Origin of the sequence: Pseudomonas sp. C9-3 (assembly GCF_032392015.1) — a bacterium.
In the GTDB taxonomy this organism is placed as follows: Bacteria; Pseudomonadota; Gammaproteobacteria; order Pseudomonadales; family Pseudomonadaceae; genus Pseudomonas; species Pseudomonas nitroreducens.
The window spans coordinates 3,932,734-3,957,372 of the sequence record NZ_CP135919.1; the positions used below are offsets into that span (position 1 = coordinate 3,932,734).

20 protein-coding genes and 4 tRNA genes are annotated in these 24,639 nt (G+C 64.0%); 8 read left to right on the top strand and 16 right to left on the bottom strand.

The genetic code is table 11. The features are described from left to right. Positions 1 to 22: 22 nt before the first annotated feature. From flgE to RS899_RS17815, 5 genes are all read right to left on the bottom strand, one after another. A complete protein-coding gene (gene flgE, locus RS899_RS17795) occupies positions 23 to 1,330 on the bottom strand; it encodes a flagellar hook protein FlgE (RefSeq protein WP_315807709.1) in 1,308 nt (435 codons plus the stop codon). A 27-nt stretch (positions 1,331 to 1,357) separates the two neighbouring features. Then, positions 1,358 to 2,056 carry a flagellar hook assembly protein FlgD gene (gene flgD, locus RS899_RS17800; RefSeq protein WP_054907262.1) on the bottom strand — a complete coding sequence of 233 codons (699 nt, stop codon included), beginning with the start codon at positions 2,054 to 2,056 and terminating at the stop codon, positions 1,358 to 1,360. Positions 2,057 to 2,072: 16 nt separating this feature from the next. Continuing rightward, positions 2,073 to 2,519 (bottom strand): flagellar basal body rod protein FlgC, encoded by a 447-nt coding sequence (gene flgC / locus RS899_RS17805; RefSeq protein WP_024764914.1) that lies wholly within the window; start codon positions 2,517 to 2,519, stop codon positions 2,073 to 2,075. Between the two features lie 2 nt (positions 2,520 to 2,521). After that, on the bottom strand, positions 2,522 to 2,929 hold the full coding sequence (flgB, locus tag RS899_RS17810; protein WP_024764913.1) for a flagellar basal body rod protein FlgB: 408 nt from the start codon (positions 2,927 to 2,929) through the stop codon (positions 2,522 to 2,524). A 219-nt stretch (positions 2,930 to 3,148) separates the two neighbouring features. Continuing rightward, positions 3,149 to 4,000, bottom strand: coding sequence for a LysR family transcriptional regulator (locus RS899_RS17815; RefSeq protein WP_054907260.1), 852 nt, complete (start codon positions 3,998 to 4,000; stop codon positions 3,149 to 3,151). A 254-nt stretch (positions 4,001 to 4,254) separates the two neighbouring features. Here RS899_RS17815 and wecB point away from each other — a divergent pair, with 254 nt between their 5' ends. The 5 genes from wecB to RS899_RS17840 all read left to right on the top strand — a co-directional run bounded on the left by wecB (position 4,255) and on the right by RS899_RS17840 (position 12,798). Next, positions 4,255 to 5,409, top strand: coding sequence for a non-hydrolyzing UDP-N-acetylglucosamine 2-epimerase (gene wecB, locus RS899_RS17820; protein WP_233299545.1), 1,155 nt, complete (start codon positions 4,255 to 4,257; stop codon positions 5,407 to 5,409). Beyond that, on the top strand, positions 5,406 to 7,580 hold the full coding sequence (nrfB, locus tag RS899_RS17825; protein ID WP_315807710.1) for a cyclic di-3',5'-guanylate-activated glycosyltransferase NrfB: 2,175 nt from the start codon (positions 5,406 to 5,408) through the stop codon (positions 7,578 to 7,580). The genes wecB and nrfB overlap by 4 nt, the downstream gene beginning before the upstream one ends. Next, positions 7,577 to 10,759, top strand: a complete 3,183-nt coding sequence (locus RS899_RS17830) for an NfrA family protein (RefSeq protein ID WP_315807711.1) — start codon at positions 7,577 to 7,579, stop codon at positions 10,757 to 10,759. The genes nrfB and RS899_RS17830 overlap by 4 nt, the downstream gene beginning before the upstream one ends. Continuing rightward, on the top strand, positions 10,759 to 11,634 hold the full coding sequence (locus tag RS899_RS17835; RefSeq protein ID WP_315807712.1) for a DUF4434 family protein: 876 nt from the start codon (positions 10,759 to 10,761) through the stop codon (positions 11,632 to 11,634). The genes RS899_RS17830 and RS899_RS17835 overlap by 1 nt, the downstream gene beginning before the upstream one ends. 96 nt (positions 11,635 to 11,730) lie before the next feature. Next, the gene (locus RS899_RS17840; RefSeq protein WP_054907255.1) at positions 11,731 to 12,798 is read left to right on the top strand and encodes a GGDEF domain-containing protein; all 1,068 of its coding nucleotides are present in this window, start codon (positions 11,731 to 11,733) and stop codon (positions 12,796 to 12,798) included. A gap of 40 nt (positions 12,799 to 12,838) precedes the next feature. On the opposite strand, the gene RS899_RS17845 is transcribed toward RS899_RS17840, so the two are convergent. Further along, positions 12,839 to 12,915 (bottom strand) — tRNA-Arg (locus RS899_RS17845). Between the two features lie 92 nt (positions 12,916 to 13,007). Here RS899_RS17845 and RS899_RS17850 point away from each other — a divergent pair. Beyond that, positions 13,008 to 13,484, top strand: coding sequence for a GNAT family N-acetyltransferase (locus RS899_RS17850; RefSeq protein ID WP_315807713.1), 477 nt, complete (start codon positions 13,008 to 13,010; stop codon positions 13,482 to 13,484). A gap of 2 nt (positions 13,485 to 13,486) precedes the next feature. Here RS899_RS17850 and phnN read toward each other — a convergent pair whose 3' ends face one another. Further along, positions 13,487 to 14,023: a phosphonate metabolism protein/1,5-bisphosphokinase (PRPP-forming) PhnN gene (gene phnN / locus RS899_RS17855; RefSeq protein WP_409978025.1), complete on the bottom strand. Its 537-nt coding sequence runs from the start codon at positions 14,021 to 14,023 to the stop codon at positions 13,487 to 13,489. A 513-nt stretch (positions 14,024 to 14,536) separates the two neighbouring features. Between phnN and amrZ the strand changes: the two genes are divergently transcribed. Beyond that, the gene (gene amrZ / locus RS899_RS17860) at positions 14,537 to 14,869 is read left to right on the top strand and encodes a transcriptional regulator AmrZ (RefSeq protein ID WP_024764908.1); all 333 of its coding nucleotides are present in this window, start codon (positions 14,537 to 14,539) and stop codon (positions 14,867 to 14,869) included. A 129-nt stretch (positions 14,870 to 14,998) separates the two neighbouring features. Here the strand turns inward: amrZ and mgtE are convergent, their stop codons facing one another. Continuing rightward, positions 14,999 to 16,441, bottom strand: coding sequence for a magnesium transporter (gene mgtE, locus RS899_RS17865; protein ID WP_054907250.1), 1,443 nt, complete (start codon positions 16,439 to 16,441; stop codon positions 14,999 to 15,001). A gap of 322 nt (positions 16,442 to 16,763) precedes the next feature. Here mgtE and bamE point away from each other — a divergent pair, with 322 nt between their 5' ends. Beyond that, a complete protein-coding gene (bamE, locus tag RS899_RS17870; RefSeq protein WP_315807715.1) occupies positions 16,764 to 17,291 on the top strand; it encodes an outer membrane protein assembly factor BamE domain-containing protein in 528 nt (175 codons plus the stop codon). A 66-nt stretch (positions 17,292 to 17,357) separates the two neighbouring features. Here the strand turns inward: bamE and RS899_RS17875 are convergent. From RS899_RS17875 to astE, 8 genes are all read right to left on the bottom strand, one after another. After that, positions 17,358 to 17,434 (bottom strand) — tRNA-Arg (locus RS899_RS17875). A 98-nt stretch (positions 17,435 to 17,532) separates the two neighbouring features. Further along, positions 17,533 to 17,609, bottom strand: a tRNA-Arg gene (locus RS899_RS17880). Between the two features lie 109 nt (positions 17,610 to 17,718). Further along, positions 17,719 to 17,809, bottom strand: a tRNA-Ser gene (locus RS899_RS17885). A gap of 60 nt (positions 17,810 to 17,869) precedes the next feature. After that, entirely contained in the window at positions 17,870 to 18,055 is a 186-nt protein-coding gene (csrA, locus tag RS899_RS17890; RefSeq protein WP_003085981.1) for a carbon storage regulator CsrA, read from the bottom strand. Positions 18,056 to 18,241: 186 nt separating this feature from the next. Continuing rightward, positions 18,242 to 19,477, bottom strand: coding sequence for an aspartate kinase (locus RS899_RS17895; protein WP_315807716.1), 1,236 nt, complete (start codon positions 19,475 to 19,477; stop codon positions 18,242 to 18,244). Positions 19,478 to 19,578: 101 nt separating this feature from the next. Next, complete coding sequence (gene alaS / locus RS899_RS17900; protein ID WP_315807717.1) at positions 19,579 to 22,203, bottom strand: alanine--tRNA ligase; 2,625 nt, start codon at positions 22,201 to 22,203, stop codon at positions 19,579 to 19,581. Between the two features lie 121 nt (positions 22,204 to 22,324). Next, on the bottom strand, positions 22,325 to 23,329 hold the full coding sequence (gene ltaE / locus RS899_RS17905; protein ID WP_315807718.1) for a low-specificity L-threonine aldolase: 1,005 nt from the start codon (positions 23,327 to 23,329) through the stop codon (positions 22,325 to 22,327). A gap of 300 nt (positions 23,330 to 23,629) precedes the next feature. After that, entirely contained in the window at positions 23,630 to 24,622 is a 993-nt protein-coding gene (astE, locus tag RS899_RS17910) for a succinylglutamate desuccinylase (protein WP_054907245.1), read from the bottom strand. Positions 24,623 to 24,639 lie beyond the last annotated feature (17 nt).

A 24,639-nucleotide genomic window follows, 5' to 3' on the forward strand; every position in this document is an offset into this window, starting at 1 on the left:
ACCGTCGACCACAAAGCACGGATCAACGCAGGTTGATGATGGTGTCGGAGATGGTGCTCTCGGTCTGTACGGTCTTGGCGTTGGCCTGGTAGTTGCGCTGCGCAACGATCAGGTTCACCAGCTGCGCCGTCAGGTCGACGTTGGATTCCTCCAGCGTGCCCGAGCCCACCGCGCCGAGGGTGCCGGAGGTCGGCGTGCCGATCACCGCCTCGCCCGAGGCCAGCGACTGCTTCCAGCCGGTGTTGCCTACCGGGGTAAGGCCCTGGGTGTTGGCGAAGTTGGCCAGGACCACCTGGCCGATCACCTTGGACTGGCCGTTGGTGTAGGTGGCGTACATCTGGCCGTCCTGGGCGAAAGACAGGCCGGACATCTGGCCGGTGGCGTAGCCGTCCTGGGTCACCGCGGTCACGGCGAAGGAGCCGTTGGTCTGGGTGGTCTTGGTCAGGTCGATGCTGATGCCGCCGGTCGCCCCCGCCGCGCCGTTGGCGCCCCAGGTCACCGGGCTGGTGGTGGAGTCGGTGACAGCTGCCGGCGTCCAGCCCGTCAGGGTCATGGTCTTGTCGGCGTTGACGGTCATGCCGGTGGAGGTGATGCCCGTCAGTTGGCCGGCGCTATTGAAGGTGATGTCGCTGCTCAGCGGCGTAGTGCTGGTCGGCGTCTGCGGGTTACGGCCGTCGACCAGGGTGTACATGCTCCAGTTGTTGGCGGCGTCCTTGACGAAGTAGTTCGTCATGGTGTGCGAGTTGCCCTGGGAGTCGTAGATGTCCACGGAGGTCGACCAGTTGTAGCTGTCCGAGTCGGTGGCATCGAACGGCGTGGTCTTGGGCGTGGTGGCGTTGGAGTTCAGGCTCAGGGTCGAGGTGATCTTCGAAGTCGGGCTCGGCGGCTGGTTGGCGGTATCGACCTTCAGGTCGGTGATCACGCCATTGACGATACTGCCGTTGGCGTTGACGCCATAACCCTGCAGGCGGTTGCCCGAGCCATCGACGATGTAACCGCTGGCGTCGGTGTTGAAGGTGCCGTTGCGGGTATAGACGCGGCTGCCGTTGTCGCTGGTCATGAAGAAGCCGTTGCCGCTCACCGCCAGGTCCAGGCTGCGCCCGGTGGTGCTCAGGTTGCCCTGGGTGAACTGCTGCGAGACGGACTGGGTGACCACCCCGTTACCCACGGCGATGCGGCCGGTGCCGAGCATCGAGGAGGCATAGAGGTCGGCGAACTCGGTGCGCGACGACTTGAAGCCGGTGGTGCCGACGTTGGCGATGTTGTTGCCGGTGACGTTCAGGTCCATCGACGCGGCGTTGAGTCCACTCAGGGCGGTGTTGAAAGACATGTGTTGCTCCTGTGCCGAAACGCGGCGTTATTTTCCGATGGTCTGAATGCTGGAGGCGGAAACGGCGCCGATGCCCGCCAGGTTCAGGGTCATTTCCCCGCCGTTCTGGCCCAGCGTGACGCTGTTGACCGTGGCCGGCAGGTAAGTGGTCAGGGCGGTGCTGGTGCCGTCCAGGGTCGCGGTGGCCTTGACGGTGTAGGAACCAGCCCCCACCAGCTCGCCGCTGTCGTCCTTGCCATCCCAGGTGAAATCGATGTTGCCGGCCTTCTGGCTGCCCATGTCGACGGTGCGGACCAGGTCGCCGGAGTCGTCGTAGATCTTCAGCGTGACGCCATCGCCTTTGGACGGCATCACCAGCGAACCCTTGACGCCAGCGGACGGGTCGTCGACCTGCACCTTGCTGGAGTTGACGATCACCGAGCGGCCGACCAGCGACGAGGCCTGCAGCGCCTGCGAGGACTGGAACGAGGAGTAGAAGGTGCCCAGGGTGGTGTCGAGGTTCTGCATGCTCTCCAGGCTGCTGAACTGCGCCAGCTGGGAGACGAACTCGGTGTTGTCCTGCGGGTCCAGCGGGTTCTGGTTGTTCAGCTGGGTGACCAGCAGTTGCAGGAACGAATCCTTGCCCAGCGCACTGGTGCCGGTCTCGGTGGTGGACGACGAGTTCTTGGACCCTGCGTTCAGCGAAGACAGGATCGAGCTCGTGCTGTTGTCGGTATTGATGCTCATGGGGCGTCCTCTGCGCTTACTGACCCAGGGTCAGGACCTTCTGCATCATCTGCTTGGCGGTGTTCATCATTTCCGCGTTGCTCTGGAAGGAACGGCTGGCGGAGATCATGTCGGCCATCTCCTGCACCACGTTCACGTTCGGGTAATAGACGTAGCCGTCCTTGTCGGCCGCCGGATGGTTCGGCTCGTAGCGCGGCACCAGCGGGCTCTGGTCCTCGACCACGCCCAGCACCTGCACGCCGGAACCCGCCTGGTCGGTCTCGCCGAACAGCGAACCCTGGTCGCTGCCGCCCTGCGCCTGGTTGAGCATCGCCGAGAACACCGGATGGCGGGCACGGTAGGTCTGGTCGATGCTCGAGGACACGCTCTCGGCGTTGGCAAGGTTCGAAGCGGTGGTGTTCAGACGGGTAGTCTGGGCACTCATGCCGGTACCGGCGATGTTGAAGACACTGGCGAGGGACATGATTACTCTCCGCGCAGGGCGTTCATCAGCCCTTTGAACTTGCTGTTGAGGAAGGTGAAGGAGGCCTGGAACTGCACGGAGTTCTCCGCATAGTTGGCCTGCTCGATCTGCGCATCCACGGTGTTCTGGTCGATCGAGGGCTGGTTCGGAATGCGGTACTTCAGCGATTCGTCACCCATGGCCAGGCCATCCGCCTCGATGTGGCGAGCGTTGGTCAGGGCGGTGCTGAAGGTGCCGTTCTTCAGCTTGTCGGACTGCGCCGCGAGCACCGAGGCGAAGTCCAGGTCACGCGCCTTGTAGTTGGGCGTGTCGGCGTTGGCCAGGTTGTTGGCCAGCACTTCAGCGCGCTGGGAGCGGAAGCTCAGTGCTTGCTGGTGGATGCCGAGGGCTTTGTCGAAGCTGATGCTCATGGTCGCGAACCTGTTTGCCGGTGTGGGCTTGCCAACACTTCAGCAAGGTGCGTGCCAAACATCTATTTCTTTTATATTCAATGGCTTGAGCAGCCATCAAGGGCGGCAAGGAGCGGCAAAAGGCGGCAAAGCGGCAACCGATTTCCTTGCCGCCCCCTCCCGCCGTTGCCGCTCGACGCATCACACGGCAACAAGCCGGCTCGCTCCAGCGAAAGGTTCCTACGCTTGCGCCAACGCCAGGAACGCGCTCGGCAACCGCGCCTGCCGCCGGTCCTTCAGGCAATACAGGTACTCGTCGATCAGGCTCGCGCCCTTGATCTCCAGTACGCACAGCTGGGGGTTATCGGGCACTTCCTGGCGGGCAATGATGCTTACGCCCAGGTTGCGGATCACTGCCTCGCGAATCGATTCACGGCTGCCGATTTCCAGCACCGAGGCGGGTACCACTCCGGCCTGCTGCAACATCGCCTCGGTCAGTTGGCGGGTGGTCGAACCCGCCTCGCGCATCAGCAGGCAATGCTGGCGCAGGTCGCCGAGGTTCACCGACTGCATGGCCGCCAGCGGATGGCTGCGGTGCACTGCCAGCACCAGCGGATCGCTGCCCAGCACCACGCGGGTCAGGCGCGCGTCATCCACCTGTTGCGAAGAGGCGGCCAGGTCGACCCGGCATTCGATGAGCGATTCGAGCACCTGCTGGGAATTGCCGATCTCCACCGACACCTCGATCTGCGGGAAGCGCTCGCGGAAGTCCTTGATCAGCCCGAGCACATAATAAGGAGAGGTGGCGCCGATCCGCAGGGCGCCCTGCATCTGCCCGCAGTTGCGCAGGTAGAACTCGATGTCGGCTTCCTGCTGCAGCAGCGCCTCGACCATCGGCAACAGGCGCGCGCCCTCGTCGCTCAGGGTCAGGCGCCGGCCGCCGCGATAGAACAGCTCCACCGCGTACTGGCTTTCCAGGTTGCGGATCTGGGTGGTCACGGTCGGCTGGCTGAGGCCGAGCTTCTTCGCCGCCTGGGTGATGCTGCCCAGCCTGGCAACCCGGTAGAACGCCTTCAGTTCAGCGCTGAGCATCGGCCGACCCGCCTCTTCGAAAAATTCATCAACAGTTTTTCTCAACGCTGCCGGCAAACCGGCGCCAGCCCAATGGCGACGCGGCCTTCAGCCGAGCGACAAAAGCCCTGAAAAGGTCAATGTACCTGACCTGTATCACTGGCAACACCAGTTGGCGCTGGACAGCCCGGAGTTGAGCGACTTTCATTGCCCTTGGAAAAATCCCACCTGGAAACCGAAGGCGGCCTCACAAGGGTGCGCCCAAGGAGCAATTGATGAAGTACAAAGTCACCATGGTTTTCGGCACCCGTCCGGAAGCCATCAAGATGGCCCCCCTCGCCCGCGTCCTCCGCCGTACCCCGGAAATCGAGCTGCGCATCTGCTCCACCGGCCAGCATCGCGAGATGCTACAGCAAGTGCTGAACTCCTTCGAACTGGAGGTCGACGAAGACCTCGACGTCATGACCCAGGGCCAGACCCTGAACAGCCTGTCCCTGCAGATGATGGGCAAGCTGGACGACAGCTACGACCGCCACCGCCCGGACATCGTGCTGGTGCACGGCGATACCACCACCAGCTTCATCGCCGCCCTCACCGCCTTCAACCGGCAGATTCCGGTAGGCCACGTCGAGGCCGGCCTGCGCACCGGCAACATCCACCAGCCGTGGCCGGAAGAGGCCAACCGCCGCCTCACCGCGGTGATCGCCGACCTGCACTTCCCGCCAACCAAGGCCTCGCGCGACAACCTGCTGCGCGAAGGGGTGAACATCGACCAGATCGAGGTCACCGGCAACACCGTGATCGACGCCCTGCTGTGGATGCGCGAACACCTGCACGAGACCGACTGGAAACCCGCGCCCGACTCACCGCTGGCCAGGTTCACCGGCGACCGCCGCGTGGTGTTGATCACCGGCCACCGCCGGGAGAACTTCGGCAAGGGTTTCGAGCGCATCTGCCAGGCCCTGGCGGAGCTGGCCCAGCGCTTCCCCGACGTCGACTTCGTCTACCCGGTGCACCTCAACCCGCAGGTGCAGAACGCCGTCTACGGCCTGCTCTCGGACAAGGCGAACATCCACCTGATCGCCCCGCAGGACTACCAGAACTTCGTCTGGCTGATGGACCGCGCCTACATCATCCTCACCGACTCGGGCGGCATCCAGGAAGAAGCCCCGGCACTGGGCAAACCGCTGCTGGTACTGCGCCGCGTCACCGAGCGTCCTGCCGTGCTGGAAGGTGGCACCGTGGTGCTGGTGGGGACCAACACCGGACGCATCGTCAGCGAAGCCAGCCACCTGCTGCGCGACGAAGAAGTCTACGAACAGATGAGCCGGGTCTTCAGCCCCTATGGGGATGGCCACGCCAGCGAGAAGATCGTCGCCCGGCTGCTGTCCTGGTTCGGTGAATCACGCACGCCAAGCGAGTTCGAATGAGCCTCGAACTGGTCGATATCCTCACCTACGTCCTGTATGCCCTGAAGTACCTGGCGATCATCCTGGCCGCGCTGATGTTCCTGCTCGGCCTGGATGACCTGTTCATCGACCTGGTGTATTGGGGCCGTGTGCTGGTGCGGCGCTTCCGCATCTACAACCGCTTCGACCGGGCCGACGAGGAACGCCTCTTCGCCGCCGCGGAGAAGCCTCTGGCAATCATGGTGCCGGCCTGGAACGAGGTCGGCGTGGTCGGCGAGATGGCACGCCTGGCGGCCTCGACGCTGGACTACGAGAACTACCAGATCTTCGTCGGCACCTACCCCAACGATCCGCAGACCCAGGCGGACGTGGATGCCGTCTGCCTGCACTACCCCAACGTGCACAAGGTGGTCTGCGCGCGCCCCGGCCCCACCAGCAAGGCCGACTGCCTGAACAACATCATCGACGCCATCCTGCGCTTCGAGGCCGATGCGAAGATCGAGTTCGCCGGCTTCATCCTGCACGACGCCGAGGACGTGATCTCGCCGCTGGAACTGCGCCTGTTCAACTACCTGCTGCCGGCCAAGGACCTGATCCAGATCCCGGTCTACCCCTACGCCCCGGAATGGACCGGCTTCACCGCCGGCCACTATGTCGACGAGTTCGCCGAGAACCACGGCAAGGATGTGCCGGTGCGCGAGGCGCTGAGCGGCCAGGTGCCCAGCGCCGGCGTCGGTACCTGCTTCAGCCGCCGCGCCATTGCCGCGCTGCTGGAAGACGGCGACGGCATCGCCTTCGATGTGCAGAGTCTCACCGAGGACTACGACATCGGTTTCCGCCTCAAGCAGAAGGGCATGAAGTGCATCTTCGCCCGCTACTCCATCACCGACCCGCAGCTGGCGCTGAAAAGCACCTGGGTGCCGGGCATGGACCGGCGCTTCTCCCAGGTCATCTGCGTGCGCGAACACTTCCCGCGCACCTGGCAGCACGCCATCCGCCAGAAGTCCCGGTGGATCACCGGGATTGTCTTCCAGGGCACGCGCAACCTGGGCTGGAGCAGCAAGGGGATGCTCAACTACTTCCTCTGGCGCGACCGCCGGGGGCTGATCGCCTACCTGCTGAGTTTCCTGGTCAACCTGCTGTTCCTGGTGCTGATCACCATGTGGCTGATCACCACCCTGTCGCCCAACGCCTGGCGCTTCCCGTCGATCCTCGAGGGCAGCCAGCTACTGGTGGTGCTGCTGTTCCTCAACGGCCTGATGCTGCTCAACCGGCTGTTCCAGCGCTTCTGGTTCGTCACCCGTTTCTACGGCATCTTCGAGGGGCTGCTGTCGGCGCCGCGGATGATGTGGAGCAACTTCGTCAACTTCTTTGCCAACCTGCGCGCGCTCAAGCAGGTGATGGAAATGGGCGACTCGCGCCGCGTGGCGTGGGACAAGACCACCCACGAGTTCCCCGCCCTCGCCGGCCCGCAACGCACACCGCTGGGCCAGCGCCTGAAGGAAAAAGGCCTGATCACCGAGGAGCAGCTGCAATCGGCGCTCACCAGTCCCGTGCGCCGGCGCCTGGGCCGCGAGCTGCTGCTGCGCGAGCTGATCACCAGCACGCAACTGGTGGAAACCCTGGCCGAGGAACTGGGCGAGGAATGGGCTCCGCTCAACCCCTTCACCCTCGATGCGAAGCTGATTGAAGCGTTGCCGCGCAAGCTGGCGCTGCGCTATGCCGTGCTGCCGGTAGCCCTGGAGGGCGACACCCTGGTGCTGGCCAGCGAACAGCAGATCAGCCAGGTATCCCTCGGTGCCATCAGCCGCCAGCTCAAGCGTCCGGTGCGCGGGCGTCTGGCTCCCCAGGGCCGCGTCACTCTCGGCCTGCGCCACTGGTATGGCGGGCGCCACCAGAGCGACGAAACCCGCGCCATCGTCGACGCGCTCCGCCAGCGCAACGGCGATGAAACCCTGATGGAGCGCCTCTGTGGACATGTGGTGATGTTCGGCACCCTGCTGCAGGTCCGCGGGATGGTCCCGCCGAGCCTGTTCAACCAGGCCCTGATCGATTTCGAACCCGAGCAGGACTCCCTCGGCGAACATCTGATCAAGCGCGGCATCATCACCCAGCAGGTGCTCGAAGAAGCACTCGAGGAACAGGCCAGCGAACAGCACGAGGCCTATCGCATTGCCCGGGAGGCCGTGTGAAACCGCAACAAACCCTGCTTTACGGCCTGATCCTGGCGAGCATCGCCGCTCCGCTGGCGCAGGCCGCCGACGACCAGCTCAGCGAATTCCAGCGCTTCCGCAGCTTCCCTTACCTGGACAAGGGCTACAAGGAAGCGAAGAAGAACAACTGGGCGGAAGTCGAACGCCTGATGCGCCACCTGCTCGACCGCGTACCCAACAACACCGAAGCGCGTTCCCTGCTGATCCAGTCCCTGGCCAAGCAACAGCGCTATGCCGATGCGGAAAAGGAAGCCCAGGCCCTGGCCGGCACCGATGCCGGCGCCGAGGCGCTGACCAACCTGCGCCTGGACCTGATCGAGAACGGCCCACCGCCCGAAGTGCAGGTCAACCAGTGGCTGGCCCATGCCGATGCCAATGAGCGTGTGCGCCTGTGGCAGGCCTACAGCCTCAAGCTCGGCCAGACCCAGGGCGCGGCCAAGGCGCTGGAATGGCTCGGCACCTTGCCGCCGGGGAGTGACGGCCGAGTACTGCGCGAAGCGCGGGCGAACTGGGCCGAACAGCTGCGTGACTGGGATACCACCATCGCCCAGCTGGCGCCGCTGGCCGCTGCCCACCAGCTCTCCGCCGTGGACTGGAACCGGCTGGCCAACGCCTATGCCCAGCGCCTGGACGAAAAGCCGCTGGAGCAACTAATCCAGCAGGCCCCGGACGCGGAGTCGGCACGCAAGGCCCGGCTGGCGATCATCGACCGCGCCATCGCCGTCGAGCAGACCGAAGTGGCCAAGCGCTGGCTGCTCACCCTGCCCGAGCAGGACCGCCGCGACCCGACGCGCCAGGCACAGCTACTGGAAGTCGCGCGCGACAGCAGTGACGCGGCCCTGGTAACGCAGCTCAGCGACGCGCAGAACCGCCCCTGCCTGGAAACCACCGAATGGTTGTCACGCCACGACCAGGCAGCGGCACTGGCGAAGCTGCAGCAATGCAAGCCCACTGACGATCCGAAGACCTGGCTGGTCCTGGCCCAACGCCTGGAGGCCACCGACCTGCTGGAAAACACCCGGCTGCCCGAACCCTGGGACACCGCTCGCCGCGACCAACTGGTGGACTCCTGGCGACGCCAGGGGCGCACCGACCTGGCCCTGGCCTGGCTATCCCGCCAGCCGCAGACACCCGATACCGTGCGCCAGCGCGCCGAGCTGCTGCAGGCCCGCGGCCGCACCGGCGAAGCGGCCGCACTGTGGGAGCAGCGCTACCGCCAGACCGGCGACCTCAAGGCGCTGGACCAGGCCAGCTATCTGGCGCTCAACGCCGGGCGCACCGAACGCGCCAAGCAACTGCTGGAAAGCGCCTACGACCGACGCGGCGGCAACTTGCCGCCCACGCTGCTGCAGCGCCTGGCCGGCATCCATGCGCGCAGTGATACGCCGCTGGACATCGCCCGCATCGAGGCCCTGCTGCCCAAGGCCGACCCGGTCTCGCGCGGCTACCTGCTCGGTCGCCTGGCCGAAGCCGGGCGCTGTGATGCCCTGCAACGCTACCTGAGCCCGGATTCCAACACCCCCGGCGAACTGCGCGCCCTGGGCCGCTGCGCCATGCCCGCGCGCCCCGGCGAAGCGGTGGTCTACTACCAGGCCGCCATCGCCCACGGCGACAAGGACAGCCAACTGCCGCTGGCCTATGCACTGGAAGCCGCCGGCGACCCGGCCGGCGCCCTGCGCATTTTCAATGCCCTGCCCGCCAGCGAACTCAACGACAACGCCCGCCTCACCGCCAGCCGCGCCGCCCTGCTCACCAACGACAATGCCGGCGCCGAACGCTACTGGCAGCAGGCGAAGAAAGGCAGCGCGGACGATTGGGCACTGGGCGCCAACATCGCCGACGCCCGTGGCGACTATCCCCTGGGCCTCACCCGGCACCGCGAGGCCCTGCAACACGAGCCCAACGGCCAGCACTACTACAATGCCGCCGGCAGCGCCCAGAAGGCCGGCGACAAGCAGCAGAGCAAACTCTGGCTGGCCGAGGCGGTACGCCGCGAGCCGAACAACCCGCGCTTCCGCGCCGACTACGGCATGCGCCTGGCCGGCACCGATACGCCGCAAGAGCGGCGCACTGCGATTCCCTACCTGGAACGCGCCACCCGCGACTACCCGGAAGACTTCCGTCTGGGCGAAACCCTGGCCTGGCGCTACGACGAGGCCGAGGACAGCTTCGCCGCCCGCCGCGAGTTGCGCCGGGTCATCGACCTGGAGCAGGACCCGGTGGCCGCCGACGACGAATACGGCAGCCTCGAAGCCCGTCGCTTCCGTCAGCGCCGTGCGCATCAGACGTTGTCCCAGCGCGACAACCTGACCATCGCCAGTACCTGGTCGCCGGCAGGAATCACCACCGTGGCCGTACCCATCGGCGAAAACAAGGTTGGCAACAAACGCCGCGCCCAATCGCAGAACCTGCAGACCTTCATCTGGGACCACGCGCTGGGCGATGAACCGACCCGCAACGGCAGCACCCTCTCGGTCTATGGCCGGGCGATCGCCGGCAACGAGGGGCGCAAGGAATACACGCAGACCCTCGCCGCCGGTTTCGGCCTGCGCTACAAACCCTTCGGCGACTACAACCTCAATCTCTACAGCGAGCTGTACAAGCAGAACACCATCAAGAACGACGGCGATGCCGAAGACGCTTTCGAAGGCATCCGCTGGCACGAGATCGGCACTCCCGAGAAGTTCGAGCGCTACGCCCGCCAGCGTGACAAGTACGGCCAGACCTCCACCGACTTCCTGCTGCGTGCCACGGCCTCCTTCCTCGACCAGGGCGAGTACCGCAACGACTGGCGCGTGGACGAGAGCGACTGGGACGAACGCTTCCTCTACACCGACTTCGCCTGGTGGACCCACGCCGGCGACCACCAGTGGGTCTCGCGCTACCAGCAGGGCCACACCTGGAAACTGCCGGTGGATTCGCCGCAAACGATCATGCCCTACGGCTTTGCCGAGTTCTCCACGCAGGACCCGAGCAACGACTGGCGCCAGGACCTGCGCAGCGGCGTTGGCCTGCGCTGGCAATACTGGTACGGCGAGGATCGCTACAACACCTACCGCGCCCACGTCACCGTGCGCACCGAATACCAGTTGGGCATGGCCGGCAATCTCTACGAAAAGGCCAACGGCTGGCTGGTGGGACTCGAGGTGAACTTCTGATGCGCCGCCTGATTCTCTCCCTCGCCCTGCTCCTCTCCGCCTTCGCTGCCCAGGCCGACGATCGCCTGTTCTATCAGCCGCTGAACGTCGATGCGTCACTCAGCGAGACGCAGTGGCAACAGATCTGGCGCGCCAGCGCAGCCCAGGGCGCGAAGACGCTGATCGTGCAGTGGACCGCCTATGGCGACTCCGACTTCGGCGGCGCCACCGGCTGGCTCGCACATGCCCTGAAAAGCGCCCACGACAACGGCCTGCAACTGGTCCTCGGCCTGTACATGGACACGGCCTACTACCAGCGCCAGAGCGAACTGGACACACCCGGCCTGGAGGCCTACTGGCAGCACCAGCTCGGCCGCTCCCTGGCGCAACAACGGCAAGTGAGCGAGCAATGGAAACTCCCCGTTACCGCCTGGTACCTGCCGATGGAACTGGACGACTGGCACTTCCAGGCCGCCGAACGCCGACAAGCCCTGCAACGCCAGCTCAAGGACTTCGCCGCTCAGCTGAAGGCCCCCCTGCAACTGAGCGCATTCTCCGGCGGCAAGCTCGCGCCGCAGGTATACGGCGACTGGCTGGGCGAAATCGCCAGCCTCGGTGTACAGGTCTGGTGGCAGGACGGCGCCGGCACCGGCGCGCTGCCCGAGCGAGTACGCCAGGCGTACGCTGCCGCTCTACCCTGCTCGGTTGGCATCGTCCGCGAAGCCTTCCGCCAGACCAGTGCAGCCGGCCAGGCCTTCCGCGCCGAGCCTGCCGCACCGTCCAGCGTCTCCACAGGCTGTCACGCCAGTGCCGTCTTCGAAGTGCGTTATCGGCCCTGGGGCAAACTCCTGCTGGACAACCAGCGGGCGCGAGCCGGCACCACCCTGCACCCTTGAGACCAGCCCCCGCGCGCGACCTGCCGGACACCGCGCGGGGGCAACCGAGTTCGTCTATTCTCGCGCGAGCGATCCCGCACCCGTACAGGACCGTTCATGTTCAAGACCATCGAATCGGAAGTCGTGAAGCAACACGTTTCACCTGAACTGCGCGCCGAGTTTCTCCAGCATGACTTCGAGCGGCTCAAAGGCTTCAGCCTGCTGGTATTCGGCGTCAGCATCGGCATCTGGCTTCTCTTCGACCTGATCGTCAGCTTCCAGACCGGCCAGGGCTTCAGCTACATCTCGCTGCTGTTCCTCGCAGCCTTCGTCATCCTTTTTGCCCTGACCGCAGTGGCCCGCCGCGCAGTGCATTTCTACCTGATCAACTTCGCCTTCGTCGTGACCTTCGCCTGGGGCGCGCGCCTGCTGATCGAAGGTATTCCCAGTGACGTCCGCCAGGCCTGGCTGGTGATCTGCGCCTCCACCGTGCTCTACAGCGCGACGGTGCTACCACTGAACCGCCCGGCCTTCTTCGCAGTACTGGCCATCACCTGGTTGCTGCTCAACCCGTTCCTGGGCAACGTGCCCGAGTTCAACGTGCGACACAGCATGCTGATCTGCTATCCGGTCTTCATCAGCGCCCTCACGGTGTACATCTTCCACCACCTCAGCCAGGCCAAGCTGCACAACTACGCCATGGCCCGCCTGCTGCTGGATCAGGCCTACATCGACACCCTGACCGGGATCCCCAATCGTCGTTCCTTCATGGCGCGAGTGGGCAAGCGCCTGGTGGAGGACGGCGAGCAACGCTACCTGGCGATGATCGACATCGACCATTTCAAACGAGTCAACGACACCTACGGGCACGACATCGGCGACGAAGTGCTGACCCGCGTCGCACTGGCGATCAAGCAACAGATGGGCGACTTCGAGTTCGCCCGGCTGGGCGGCGAGGAGTTCGGCCTCTACCTATGGGGCCTGGATGCCGACCAGGCACAGGCACGGCTCGAGCAACTGCGCGAGGCCACCGCCGACCTTCCCGGCCACCCCAGCGTCACCATCAGCCTCGGCCTCGCGCACCTGAGCCTGGAGGGAAACCTCAGCGAAGCACTGATCAAGGCAGACAAGGCGCTCTACAGCTCCAAGCACAATGGCCGCAATCGAACGACCTATTCGCCCTGAGTGAAACGAAAAAGGCCCGCGCAAGCGGGCCTTTTCATACTGGTGTCCCGGAGAGGGGTCGAACCTCCAACCTTCCCCTTAGGAGGGGGACGCTCTATCCAATTGAGCTACCGGGACAATCGGGTCGGCATGTTAACCACCGACAAGCGATTTGTCATGCCACCGCCACCGGCCCGGTCCATAATTTTGCCGTCAGCCGGAGAATCACCATGACCTCAGTAGACGGCGCCCTGCCCGACTCCCCCTTCGCCACCTTCGATGTACGCGTCGCCACGGTCGAGGACGCTGCTGCCCTCGCTCCGCTACTGCAGCAACTGGGACCCCGCGACCCGCTGCCCGACACCGCGCTGCTCGCGCTGGCCCTGGGCAACCAGCTACCGTCACGAGTGACACTCATCGCCGAGCGTGATGGAGCCTTGCTGGGCACCTGCACCCTGCACCTGATCGAACACATCGCCCATGGCTTCGCCCGCTCGGCAATCCTCGAAGATATGGTGGTGGACAGCCGTGCGCGTGGCCAGGGTATCGGTCAGGCGCTGATCGGCCGGGCCGTAGAGTGGGCGCGGGACTGGAAGTGTTACAAGCTGGCGCTCTCCAGCCACCAGGACCGGGAAATGGCACACCGTTTCTACGCAGCGATGGGCTTTGCGCCCCACGGTGTCAGCCTGTCGCTGAGCCTGGACTGACCTCAGCTGGCCTGGGCATCCGGAGGGGCGAGCAGGTCCAGCAGATGGCCAACTGTCACCTCCAGGGACACCGAGTTGTCCAACTCCACCAGCGGGCCCGGCAGGCCATCGGCGAAGTGCGCATTGCGTGCCAGGCGCTCCTCGATTTCCGTCGGTGTCTCTCGCCCACGCTTGAGCAGACGCTGGCGCAGCACATCGGTGTCGACCTTCAGCAGCACCGCGATCAACTGTGGATAGCGACGGCGGGCTTCAGGCAGGTATTTGCGTGAACCATTGACCAGCACGTCGTGACCGGCGGCAAGCCAGTCATCAATCTCGCGGGGAATTCCGTAGTGCAGGCCATTGGCACGCCAGCTCATGGCGAAAGCACCGGAACGCTCCAGGCGGCTGAACTCCTCGACGCTCACCGAAAGCGCTTCCTCGCCACGCGCTTCAGCGGAGCGAGTGATGACGCGTCGGACAATCCGGCAATCCATCGCGGCCAGGGGAGCGCTGGCTGCCTGCAATACGCTGTCCTTGCCGGATCCCGAAGGGCCCATCAGGAAAATCAGTCTGCCTGGGGTCATAAGACTCTCGGTACACCGGCGGCTCGGTGCTACTTCAATTCTGATCCGCAGGCCGGATAATACGCTGAGCCTTGTGCGATATCAGTGAAAACTCATCATGAAAGACCGCTGAAGCGGCATCCGCTGACTCGTCGCTGGGCGCTATGCCATCATGCAGCCTGCTCCGAAGCGAACCCATCGGGCTGCCCAACGGCAGGCTGCCACGGATGACATATCGACTACGCTGACGGATATGGGCACATCGCCAGCTTTCCCCCTTAACTCCCATCTAAAGAAAGGTCTGCCTAGGCGGTCTCATTTCGGACGATTGGTGCTGGCATTTAGCCTTCACCCAAGACACAATATGCCGAAGGTTTGACGTCAAGTTATTGGATATTTTCACAAAAGCTTTGACGACGCGCTGAACGGCCATTGGAAATCGCTGTCAAAGGGCCTGAACGAACGCTGACCCATGGCATCGGCCTCCCTGACTTACAGGTTTAAAGTATGCGCCCATTGAAACAGGCAACCCCCACCTACTCCAGCCGTACTGCTGACAAATTCGTCGTACGTCTGCCCGAAGGCATGCGTGAGCGTATCGCCGACGTCGCCCGCAGCCACCACCGCAGCATGAACTCCGAGATCATCGCGCGTCTCGAACAGAGCCTGCTGCAGGAAGGTGCCCTGCAGGACAACCTGGGCATCCGCCTGGACAGCCCGGAACTCAGCCTGCACGAACGCGAACTGCTGCAGCGCTTCCGCCAGCTGACCCACCGTCAGCAGAACGCTTTGATCGCCCTGATCGCGCACGATGCCGAGATGGCGCAGAACGAAGCCTGATTCGCTCGCGACACCCGAAACAGCCGGCCTCGAGCCGGCTTTTTCATGCGCGCGTTTTCATGCCCTCCAGGTCCGCATGGCGGGCACAAAAAAGCCGCCTCACGGGCGGCCTTTTCGGCGGGATGGGCGCTACATCAGGAACAGCGTGGCCAGCCCGAGGAAGATGAAGAAGCCACCACTGTCGGTCATGGCGGTAATCATCACGCTGGAGCCCATCGCAGGGTCGCGCCCCAGGCGCAACAGCGTCATCGGAATCAGCACCCCCATCAACGCAGCAAGCAGCAGGTTCAGCGTCATGGCGCCGGTCATCACGGCGCCCAGCTCCCAGTTGCCGTACAGATAGAAGGCGACCAGGCCGATCACCCCGCCCCACACCAGGCCGTTCACCAACGCTACGCCCAGCTCCTTGCGCAGCAGGCGGTTCGCGCTGCTGGTCTGGATCTGATCCAGGGCCATGGCGCGGACGATCATGGTGATGGTCTGGTTACCGGAGTTGCCGCCGATGCCGGCCACGATGGGCATCAGCGCCGCCAGTGCCACCAGCTTCTCGATGGAGCCTTCGAACAGGCCGATCACCCGCGAGGCGATGAAGGCGGTGACCAGGTTGGTGGCCAGCCAGGCCCAGCGGTTGCCGACCGACTTCCAGACCGAGGCGAAGATGTCTTCCTCTTCACGCAGACCAGCCATGTTCAGGACTTCGCTTTCGCTTTCCTCACGGATCAGGTCGACCATCTCGTCGATGGTCAGACGGCCGATCAGTTTGCCGTTCTTGTCCACCACAGGGGCGGAAATCAGGTCGTAACGCTCGAACGCCTGGGCGGCATCGTAGCCATCCTCGTCAGGGCTGAAGGTCACAGGATCGGTGGCCATGACTTCTGCCACGTCCTTGTCCGGATCGTTCACCAGCAGGCGCTTGATCGGCAGCACGCCCTTGAGCACGCCGTCATAGTCGACCACGAAGAGTTTGTCGGTGTGCCCCGGCAGCTCCTTAAGGCGGCGCAGGTAGCGCAATACCACTTCCAGGCTGACATCGTCGCGAATGGTGACCATCTCGAAGTCCATCAGCGCGCCGACCTGGTCTTCCTCGTAGGACAGCGCCGAGCGCACACGCTCGCGCTGCTGCTGGTCGAGGGTTTCCATCAGCTCGTGGACGACATCGCGCGGCAGTTCCGGCGCCAGGTCCGCGAGCTCGTCCGCGTCCATGTCGCGGGCGGCGGCGAGAATCTCGTGATCGTCCATGTCGGCGATCAGGGTTTCCCGCACCGAGTCGGAGACTTCGAGGAGGATGTCGCCGTCGCGCTCGGCCTTGACCAGCTGCCAGACCGTCAGGCGGTCGTCCAGCGGCAGCGATTCGAGGATGTGGGCGATGTCGGCCGGGTGCAACTCGTCCATCTTGCGCTGCAATTCGGCAAGGTTCTGGCGGTGCACGAGGTTTTCGACGAGGTCTTGATGCTGGCCTTCCTGACGGTGCGTCAGGTCTTCAACCAGCTTGTGCTTGTGCAGCAGGTCGACCACCTGGTTGAGGCGGTCCTGCAGGCTTTCCTGCGGCTTCTTGGCTTCTACTTCGGTCATAGCACGCTCCACCCCCAGTGGCAGAACGGGCCAGAGGGGATCAATACATCAGGTCGTGTTTACGCAATCGGGGTTCTGAGTAACTACTGGGTAAGTCCATGGTGGTGTCCCATGCGCCCATCGAGGGCAGATGCGGGAAATGATAACACTCCAAGGTGCATTAGGCGTTACAAAATGGCGGCTAGAACAATCGCTTGCGGGCGAAAGTTCACTGCCGAATCACTGCCCGGTTCGACGCCCGAAAGCTCCCCCAGGACACCCGGCTCCGACTGACAAATTCCACTCCTAGGCTGCAGGCAGGCCCGCCAACACGGAGGAAACCATGCGCCTGCCTGCCCTGCTCTGTGCACTCCTGACCTCATGGGTACCGACCACCCAAGCGGCCTCGGTGTTCCGTTGCACTGCCGCCGATGGCAACGTGCTATTCAGTCAGTATGGCTGCCCCGAAGAACGGCAGCAGAAAATCCAGGAAGCGAGCAATCCCACACCGGGTAGCGGAAAGCCGGTGCCCATGGCGAGAGCACAGGAATCCGCACCACAGAAGGCCTCGCAGGCGCGAAGCAAAGGCAAGGACAAGGAGGCCGACGATCGCTCCGTGGTGGTGGTCGGCGAGCAGCAGAACGGCTGCGGCAACCGCGTCACAGGCAGCGCGCGGCGCAAGGCAATCATCGAAGGCAGGATCAGGACAGGTATGACCCGCAACGACGTGGAGAGCACCCTGGGAAGGCCCGACAAGGTCAGCCAGCACAATGAAACGCTGCGCTACCATTACAACGCGGACAAGAAGCGCGGCGCGCAAACCGTGACCTTCGACGAAGACGGTTGCGTAATGGGCAAGGCGAAGCGCTGAAAGCACTGTCGCTATTTTTCGAAGGCAAAGAAAAAGGGCCTGCATTTCTGCAGGCCCTTTCATATATGGCGCACTCAGGAGGATTCGAACCTCCGACCGCTCGGTTCGTAGCCGAGTACTCTATCCAGCTGAGCTATGAGTGCGTCGTCGGTAAAGTTTAACCAGATTCACCAACTGGTTGCAGCTAGCGGCTTTTCAGCCCTTTCGCCACTGAAGCCCCGCTTTCGCGTTGCCTCGTATATGGCGCACTCAGGAGGATTCGAACCTCCGACCGCTCGGTTCGTAGCCGAGTACTCTATCCAGCTGAGCTATGAGTGCGCTGATGAGGGCGCAAATTCTAGAGCGATTTTTCTGATTCGTCAACAAGATTTTTCAATCTTTTCAGTAACTTACGTTACCTGACAAACCATCGCACCAGAGGATGCAATGGCGGAGAGGGGGGGATTCGAACCCCCGACACCCTTTTGAGGTGTACTCCCTTAGCAGGGGAGCGCCTTCGGCCACTCGGCCACCTCTCCGCAACACGGGGCGCATGATATCCATGTTTTCCCCGTTTGCAAAGAAAAATTTTAGAAAAATTAATGGTTTGGTTCTTGGTCTTTCTCTTTCTGGATGCGCTGGTAGATTTCCTCACGGTGCACAGCAACTTCCTTCGGCGCATTCACACCGATACGCACCTGATTTCCTTTGACGCCCAGTACAGTCACGGTGACGTCATCACCGACCATCAGGGTCTCTCCGACCCGGCGAGTCAGAATCAGCATTCCTTTCTCCTTACGTGTTACGGGATAAGCAGTCTGCAAAAAAAGAAATGGTGGCAGATTCGTATAGATCAAGTGCACGAATCCTTCACCCAAGTATTGACCAGTCCTGCCGGAAAGAAAGTTCCTGTCAGACAGTCAAAAACGACAAAAGGCGCGGGGTAGCCGCGCCTTTCGGTAGTTCTCGCCTTACTCGCCCTGTCGGGCCGGGGCGTCGAGTTCGAAAGCGGTGTGCAGGGCACGGACCGCCAACTCGAGGTACTTCTCTTCGATGACCACGGAAACCTTGATTTCCGAGGTGGAGATCATCTGGATGTTGATGGTCTCCTTGGCCAGGGCTTCGAACATGCGGCTGGCCACACCAGCGTGGGAACGCATGCCGACGCCGACGATGGAAACCTTGGCGATGTTGGTGTCGCCGGTGGCTTCGCGCGCACCGATGCTGGTGGCGGTCTGCTTGAGGATTTCCAGGGCGGCCTGGTAGTCGTTGCGGTGCACGGTGAAGGTGAAGTCGGTGGTGTTATCGTGCGCGACGTTCTGCACGATCATGTCGACTTCTACATTGGCGGCACTGATCGGGCCGAGAATCTTGAAAGCAACGCCGGGGGTATCCGGTACGCCACGGATGGTCAGCTTGGCTTCGTCGCGGTTGAAGGCGATGCCGGAGATGATCGGCTGTTCCATGGATTCCTCTTCATCAAGGGTAATGAGGGTGCCCGGACCCTCCTGGAAGCTGTGCAGCACGCGCAGCGGGACGTTGTACTTGCCGGCGAATTCCACCGAACGGATCTGCAGCACCTTGGAACCGAGGCTGGCCATTTCCAGCATCTCTTCGAAGGTGATCTTGTCCAGGCGGCGCGCCTGCGGCACGACGCGCGGATCGGTGGTGTAGACGCCATCGACGTCGGTGTAGATCTGGCACTCATCGGCCTTCAGCGCCGCCGCCAGGGCCACACCCGTGGTGTCGGAGCCGCCACGACCGAGGGTGGTGATATTGCCGTGCTCGTCCACACCCTGGAAGCCGGCGACCACGACCACGCGGCCAGCCTTCAGATCTGCGCGAATGTTCGCATCGTCGATGCTCAGGATACGCGCCTTGGTGTGGGAACTGTCGGTCAGGATACGAACCTGGTTACCGGTATAGGACACCGCCGGCACGCCGCGCTTTATCAGCGCCATGCTCAGCAGGGCGATGGTCACCTGCTCGCCGGTGGAGACCATGACGTCCAGCTCGCGCGGGATCGGCTGGTCCATGATCTGTTTGGCCAGACCAATCAGGCGGTTGGTCTCGCCGCTCATGGCGGACACCACCACGACGATGTCGTCGCCCGCTTCACGGAATTTCTTCACCTTCTCGGCTACCTGCTCGATTCTCTCGACGGTGCCGACGGAGGTCCCTCCAAACTTCTGTACGATCAAAGCCATTTCAAAAGCCGCCTGATTCCTGAAGGGCGCCCATTAAACATGCATCACCGCATGCTGCCAAGGCCCGCCGGACGCGCTGCGGGCCCCGTATTTCAGGGCCTTTAGAGGCCCTGTTCGACAAATGTCACTGCCAGCGCCAGAGCTTCGTCCAGCTTGCCGGCATCCACGCCACCGCCCTGGGCCATGTCCGGGCGACCACCGCCCTTCCCGCCCACGGCCGCAGCGGCCTGCTTCATCAGATCGCCAGCCTTGAGCTTGGCGGTCAGGTCCTGGGTCACGCCGGCGACCAGCACGACCTTCTCTTCGAACACGCCGCCCAGCAGGATCACGCCGCTGCCCAGCTTGTTCTTCAGTTGGTCGACCAGCGACAGCAGCGCCTTGCCATCGAGGCCGTCGAGACGCGAGGACAGCACCTTCACGCCACCGACGTCCACGGCGGAACCCGCCAGGTCGTCACCGGCTGCGCTGGCGGCCTTGGCCTTGAGCTGCTCCAGCTCCTTCTCCAGCTGACGGTTGCGCTCGATCAAGCCAGACAGCTTGTCCAGCAGGTTGTCGCGGCTGCCCTTGACCAGGCCGGCCGCTTCCTTGAGTTGCTCTTCGGCGCCATTCAGGTACGCCAGCGCAGCAGCGCCGGTGACCGCTTCGATACGGCGCACGCCGGAGGCCACACCGCCTTCGCTGGTGATCTTGAACAGGCCGATGTCGCCGGTACGGGAAACGTGCGTACCGCCGCACAGCTCGACGGAGAAGCTGCCGCCCATGCTCAGCACGCGCACCTGATCACCGTACTTCTCGCCGAACAGCGCCATGGCGCCCTTGTTCTTGGCGGATTCGATGTCGGTCTCTTCGGTCTCGACCTCGGAGTTCTTGCGGATCTCGGTGTTGACGATGTCTTCCAGCTGCTTCAGCTGCTCGGGCTTGATCGCCTCGAAGTGGCTGAAGTCGAAGCGCAGGCGCTGGCTGTCGACCAGCGAGCCTTTCTGCTGGACGTGATCGCCCAGCACCTGGCGCAGCGCGGCGTGCAGCAGGTGGGTAGCGGAGTGGTTCAGCGCGGTGGCCTGGCGCACGGAGGCGTCGACTTCGGCTTTGACAGCCGCGCCAACGCTCAGGCTGCCCTGGGCAACCACACCGTGGTGCAGGTGCGCACCACCGGCCTTGGTGGTGTCGCGCACGTCGAAGCGCATGCCGGCACCCTGCAGGTAGCCGCTGTCACCGACCTGGCCGCCGGACTCAGCGTAGAATGGGGTCTGGTCAAGGACGACGACGCCCTCTTCGCCTTCGTTCAGCTGCTCGACGGCCTTGCCATCCTTGAACAGGGCGACGATCTGGCCAGCGCCGGAAACGCCCTGGTAGCCGAGGAAGCGAGTGTCGCCATCCACTTTCACCAGGCTGTTGTAGTCCATGCCGAAGGCGCTGGCGGAGCGAGCACGCTCGCGCTGAGCCTCCATCTCGCGCTCGAAGCCTTCCTCGTCGAGGGTCAGGCTGCGCTCGCGGGCGATGTCGTTGGTAAGGTCCACCGGGAAGCCGTAGGTGTCGTACAGCTTGAACACCACGTTGCCGGGGATGACGCTGCCCTTGAGCTCGGACAGGTCCTGCTCGAGGATCTTCAGGCCCTGCTCCAGGGTCTTGGCGAACTGCTCTTCCTCGGTCTTCAGCACGCGCTCGATGTGCGCCTGCTGCTGCTTGAGCTCGGGGAAGGCTTCGCCCATCTCGCCGACCAGCGCGGCCACGATCTTGTGGAAGAAGGTGCCCTTGGCGCCCAGCTTGTTACCGTGGCGGCAGGCGCGACGGATGATGCGGCGCAGCACGTAGCCGCGGCCTTCGTTGGACGGCAGCACGCCATCGGCGATCAGGAAGCCGCAGGAACGGATGTGGTCGGCGACCACTTTCAGCGACGGTGCGTCGTCGTTGGCGCAGCCGATGGCGTCGGCCGACGCCTTCAGCAGGCTCTGGAACAGGTCGATCTCGTAGTTCGAGTGGACGTGCTGCAGCACGGCGCTGATGCGCTCAAGGCCCATGCCGGTGTCCACGCTCGGCGCCGGCAGCGCGTGCATGACGCCGTCCGCGGTGCGGTTGAACTGCATGAAGACGTTGTTCCAGATCTCGATGTAGCGGTCGCCGTCTTCTTCTGGCGAGCCAGGCGGGCCGCCCCAGATGTCGGCGCCATGGTCGAAGAAGATCTCGGTGCACGGGCCGCACGGACCGGTGTCGCCCATCGCCCAGAAGTTGTCCGACGCGTAGGGAGCGCCCTTGTTGTCGCCGATACGGACCATGCGTTCGGCGGGAATGCCGACTTCCTTGGTCCAGATATCGTAGGCCTCGTCATCGGTGGCGTAGACGGTGACCCAGAGCTTGTCCTTGGGCAGGTTCAGCCACTTGTCCGAGGTGAGGAATTCCCAGGCATAGGTAATGGCATCGCGCTTGAAATAGTCGCCGAAGCTGAAGTTGCCCAGCATTTCGAAGAAGGTGTGGTGGCGCGCGGTGTAGCCGACGTTTTCCAGGTCGTTGTGCTTGCCGCCGGCACGCACGCACTTCTGGCTGGTGGTGGCGCGGGTGTAGGCGCGCTTTTCCAGGCCCAGGAAGCAGTCCTTGAACTGGTTCATACCTGCGTTGGTGAACAGCAGGGTTGGGTCGTTCGCGGGGATCAGCGAACTGGACGCTACGCGGGTGTGCCCCTTCTCTTCGAAGAAGCGGAGGAAGGCTTCACGGATTTCAGCGCTTTTCATAGGTTCTTCCACGGAAAAATGCGGCCACGAATCGCCGGCAAAGGGCCGCATTATATCGGCCCCGCATCAAGGTTGTAGTGTCTTTGCGCGATAGTTAACCCCTATCGCGCAATAATTTCTGTCAGGAACGACGAAAGGCGGCAAAAGCTTCGACGATACGCGGGATATCGGCGCTTTTCACATCGAGGTGGGTGACCAGGCGCAAGCGCGCTGCCGGGCTGACGCGGATGCCGCGCTCGGCCAGGTGCTCGCCCAGCACACCGGCCTGCTCGCCAATGCCAACGTAGACCATGTTGGTCTGTACCGGCTCGATGTTGTAGCCCAGCTCAGCGAGGCCACGGCCCAGCGCTTCGGCATTGGCATGGTCATCGGCCAGTCGCTCGACCTGATGGTCCAGCGCGTAAATCGCAGCCGCTGCCAGGCCGCCGGCCTGGCGCATGCCACCACCGACCATCTTGCGCAGGCGGCGCGCGCGGCCGATCAGCTCGGCATCGCCGCAGAGCACCGAGCCCACCGGCGCACCAAGGCCCTTGGACAGGCAGACCGAAACGGAGTCGAAGTGGCGGGTGATCTCACGGGCGTCCACGCCCAGCTTCACCGCCGCGTTGTACAGGCGCGCGCCGTCCAGGTGCAGCGCCAGGCCGCGACGGTGGGTCATTTCGCGCGCAGCCGCCAGGTAGGTCAGCGGCAGGACCTTGCCCTGCATGGTGTTTTCCAGCGCCAGCAGGCGGGTGCGGGCGAAGTGGAAATCGTCCTGCTTGATCGCTGCCTCGACCTTGGTCAGATCCAGCGAACCATCGGCTTCGCCATCGATGGGCTGCGGCTGGATCGAGCCCAGCACGGCGGCGCCGCCACCTTCATATTTATAGGTGTGCGCTTGCTGGCCGACGATGTATTCGTCGCCGCGGCCGCAATGGGCCATCAGGCCGAGCAGGTTGCTCATGGTGCCGGTGGGGACGAACAGCGCGGCAGCGAATCCCAGGCGCTCGGCCAGGGTCGCTTCCAGGCGATTGACCGTCGGGTCTTCGCCGTAGACGTCATCGCCCAGCTCGGCCCGCGCCATCGCCTCGCGCATGCCGGCAGTGGGCAGGGTCACGGTGTCGCTGCGAAGGTCGATGATGGACATGGCAAGGCTCCTCGGGCATCAGGCGGAAAGGGCCGATGCTAAGGGCTTGGAGGCAGAGGAACAAGGCGCGGATTATTAATAGAGCCTCGTCGGCGAGCAGCATCACCTGCAGCCACGCCGGATGCTCCCCTCTCCCTTCAGGGGGAGGGTCAGGGAGGGAGAATGGTGCCAAGTCTACGCCGAAGTATCCCCGTAGCCCGCTCCCCTCTCCCCAGCCCTGGCTACGCGCCCCGCTCCGAAGGGAGAGGGAGCCGTTCGGCGTGAAGGGAAACCGCGAAGCCAGCCGGGAAGAATGGCAAATCAGAGCTCGGTGGGCACCACGAGGATGCCGGCGCGCAGGCCGTTCTTTACCCGCGGGTTGGGGAAGATGATCCGCGCGCCCTGCTCTTCCACGATCCAGCGCGTCCCGCCGATGTCCTCGGCGAGCAGGAAGCCGTGGTCCAGCTCGGTGAAGTTGTCCACCGCGTCGTCCAGGTGCAGGCGGAAGTGGTCGCTGTGCTTGATCACTTCGCGGGAAACGGCGAACAGCTGCAGGCCGTCGAGCTGCGCACCGTCTGCCTCCTGGCCGCTGATCACGCCTTCGAGCATGGCTTCCAGGCGATCCAGGTTCACCGCCTGGTTCTGCCCGAACGGCCGCGCCTTGCCCAGCTCCAGGGTAAAGGCCTCGGCGCCCAGGTGGCTGTAGGTGTAGGCGCTGAAGGTGATGCCCGGCTTGCTCTGCAGCAGCACGGCGTCGATGCCGGCACTACGCAGGCGCGCCAGCTCTTCGCGGGAATGTTCGCGGCCGCTGGCCCAGGGATAGAGCGCGAACTGCTCGATCTTCGAGCCGCGGATCGCGGTGTGCAGGTCGTAGTGCAGGCGCGGGCGGCCTTCGCGGGCGAAGAACGCGGCGGCCAGGCGCTCGAGCTCGGCTGCGCGCAGGGCCTCGTTGCCGCTGCCCTCTTCATGGCGACCGCAGAACAGGCGGTTGATGTCCTGTTCCAGGTAGCGCTCGCCACGGCGCATGGCCTCGGGGTTGCCAAGCAGGAACAGCACCCGCGACGCCGGCTTCAGCTCGCCGCGGGCGACGCGGTGCACCAGGCGGTCGAGCAGCTCGATGGGCGCGGTCTCGTTACCATGGATACCGGCCGAGAGCAGCAGGTCGCGGCCATTGTCCCGCGCCACCGGCGGAGTGATTTCAAGGGCGCCTTCGGCCAGCCAGTGCAAACGGGTGCCGTCTGCGGTGAGCTGAATCTTTTCCGTCGGCTCACGGCCGGCGAGGGTCAGTTCGAGCAGTTTGCCCAGGGCTAGCATGCGGACGCCTCCATCAT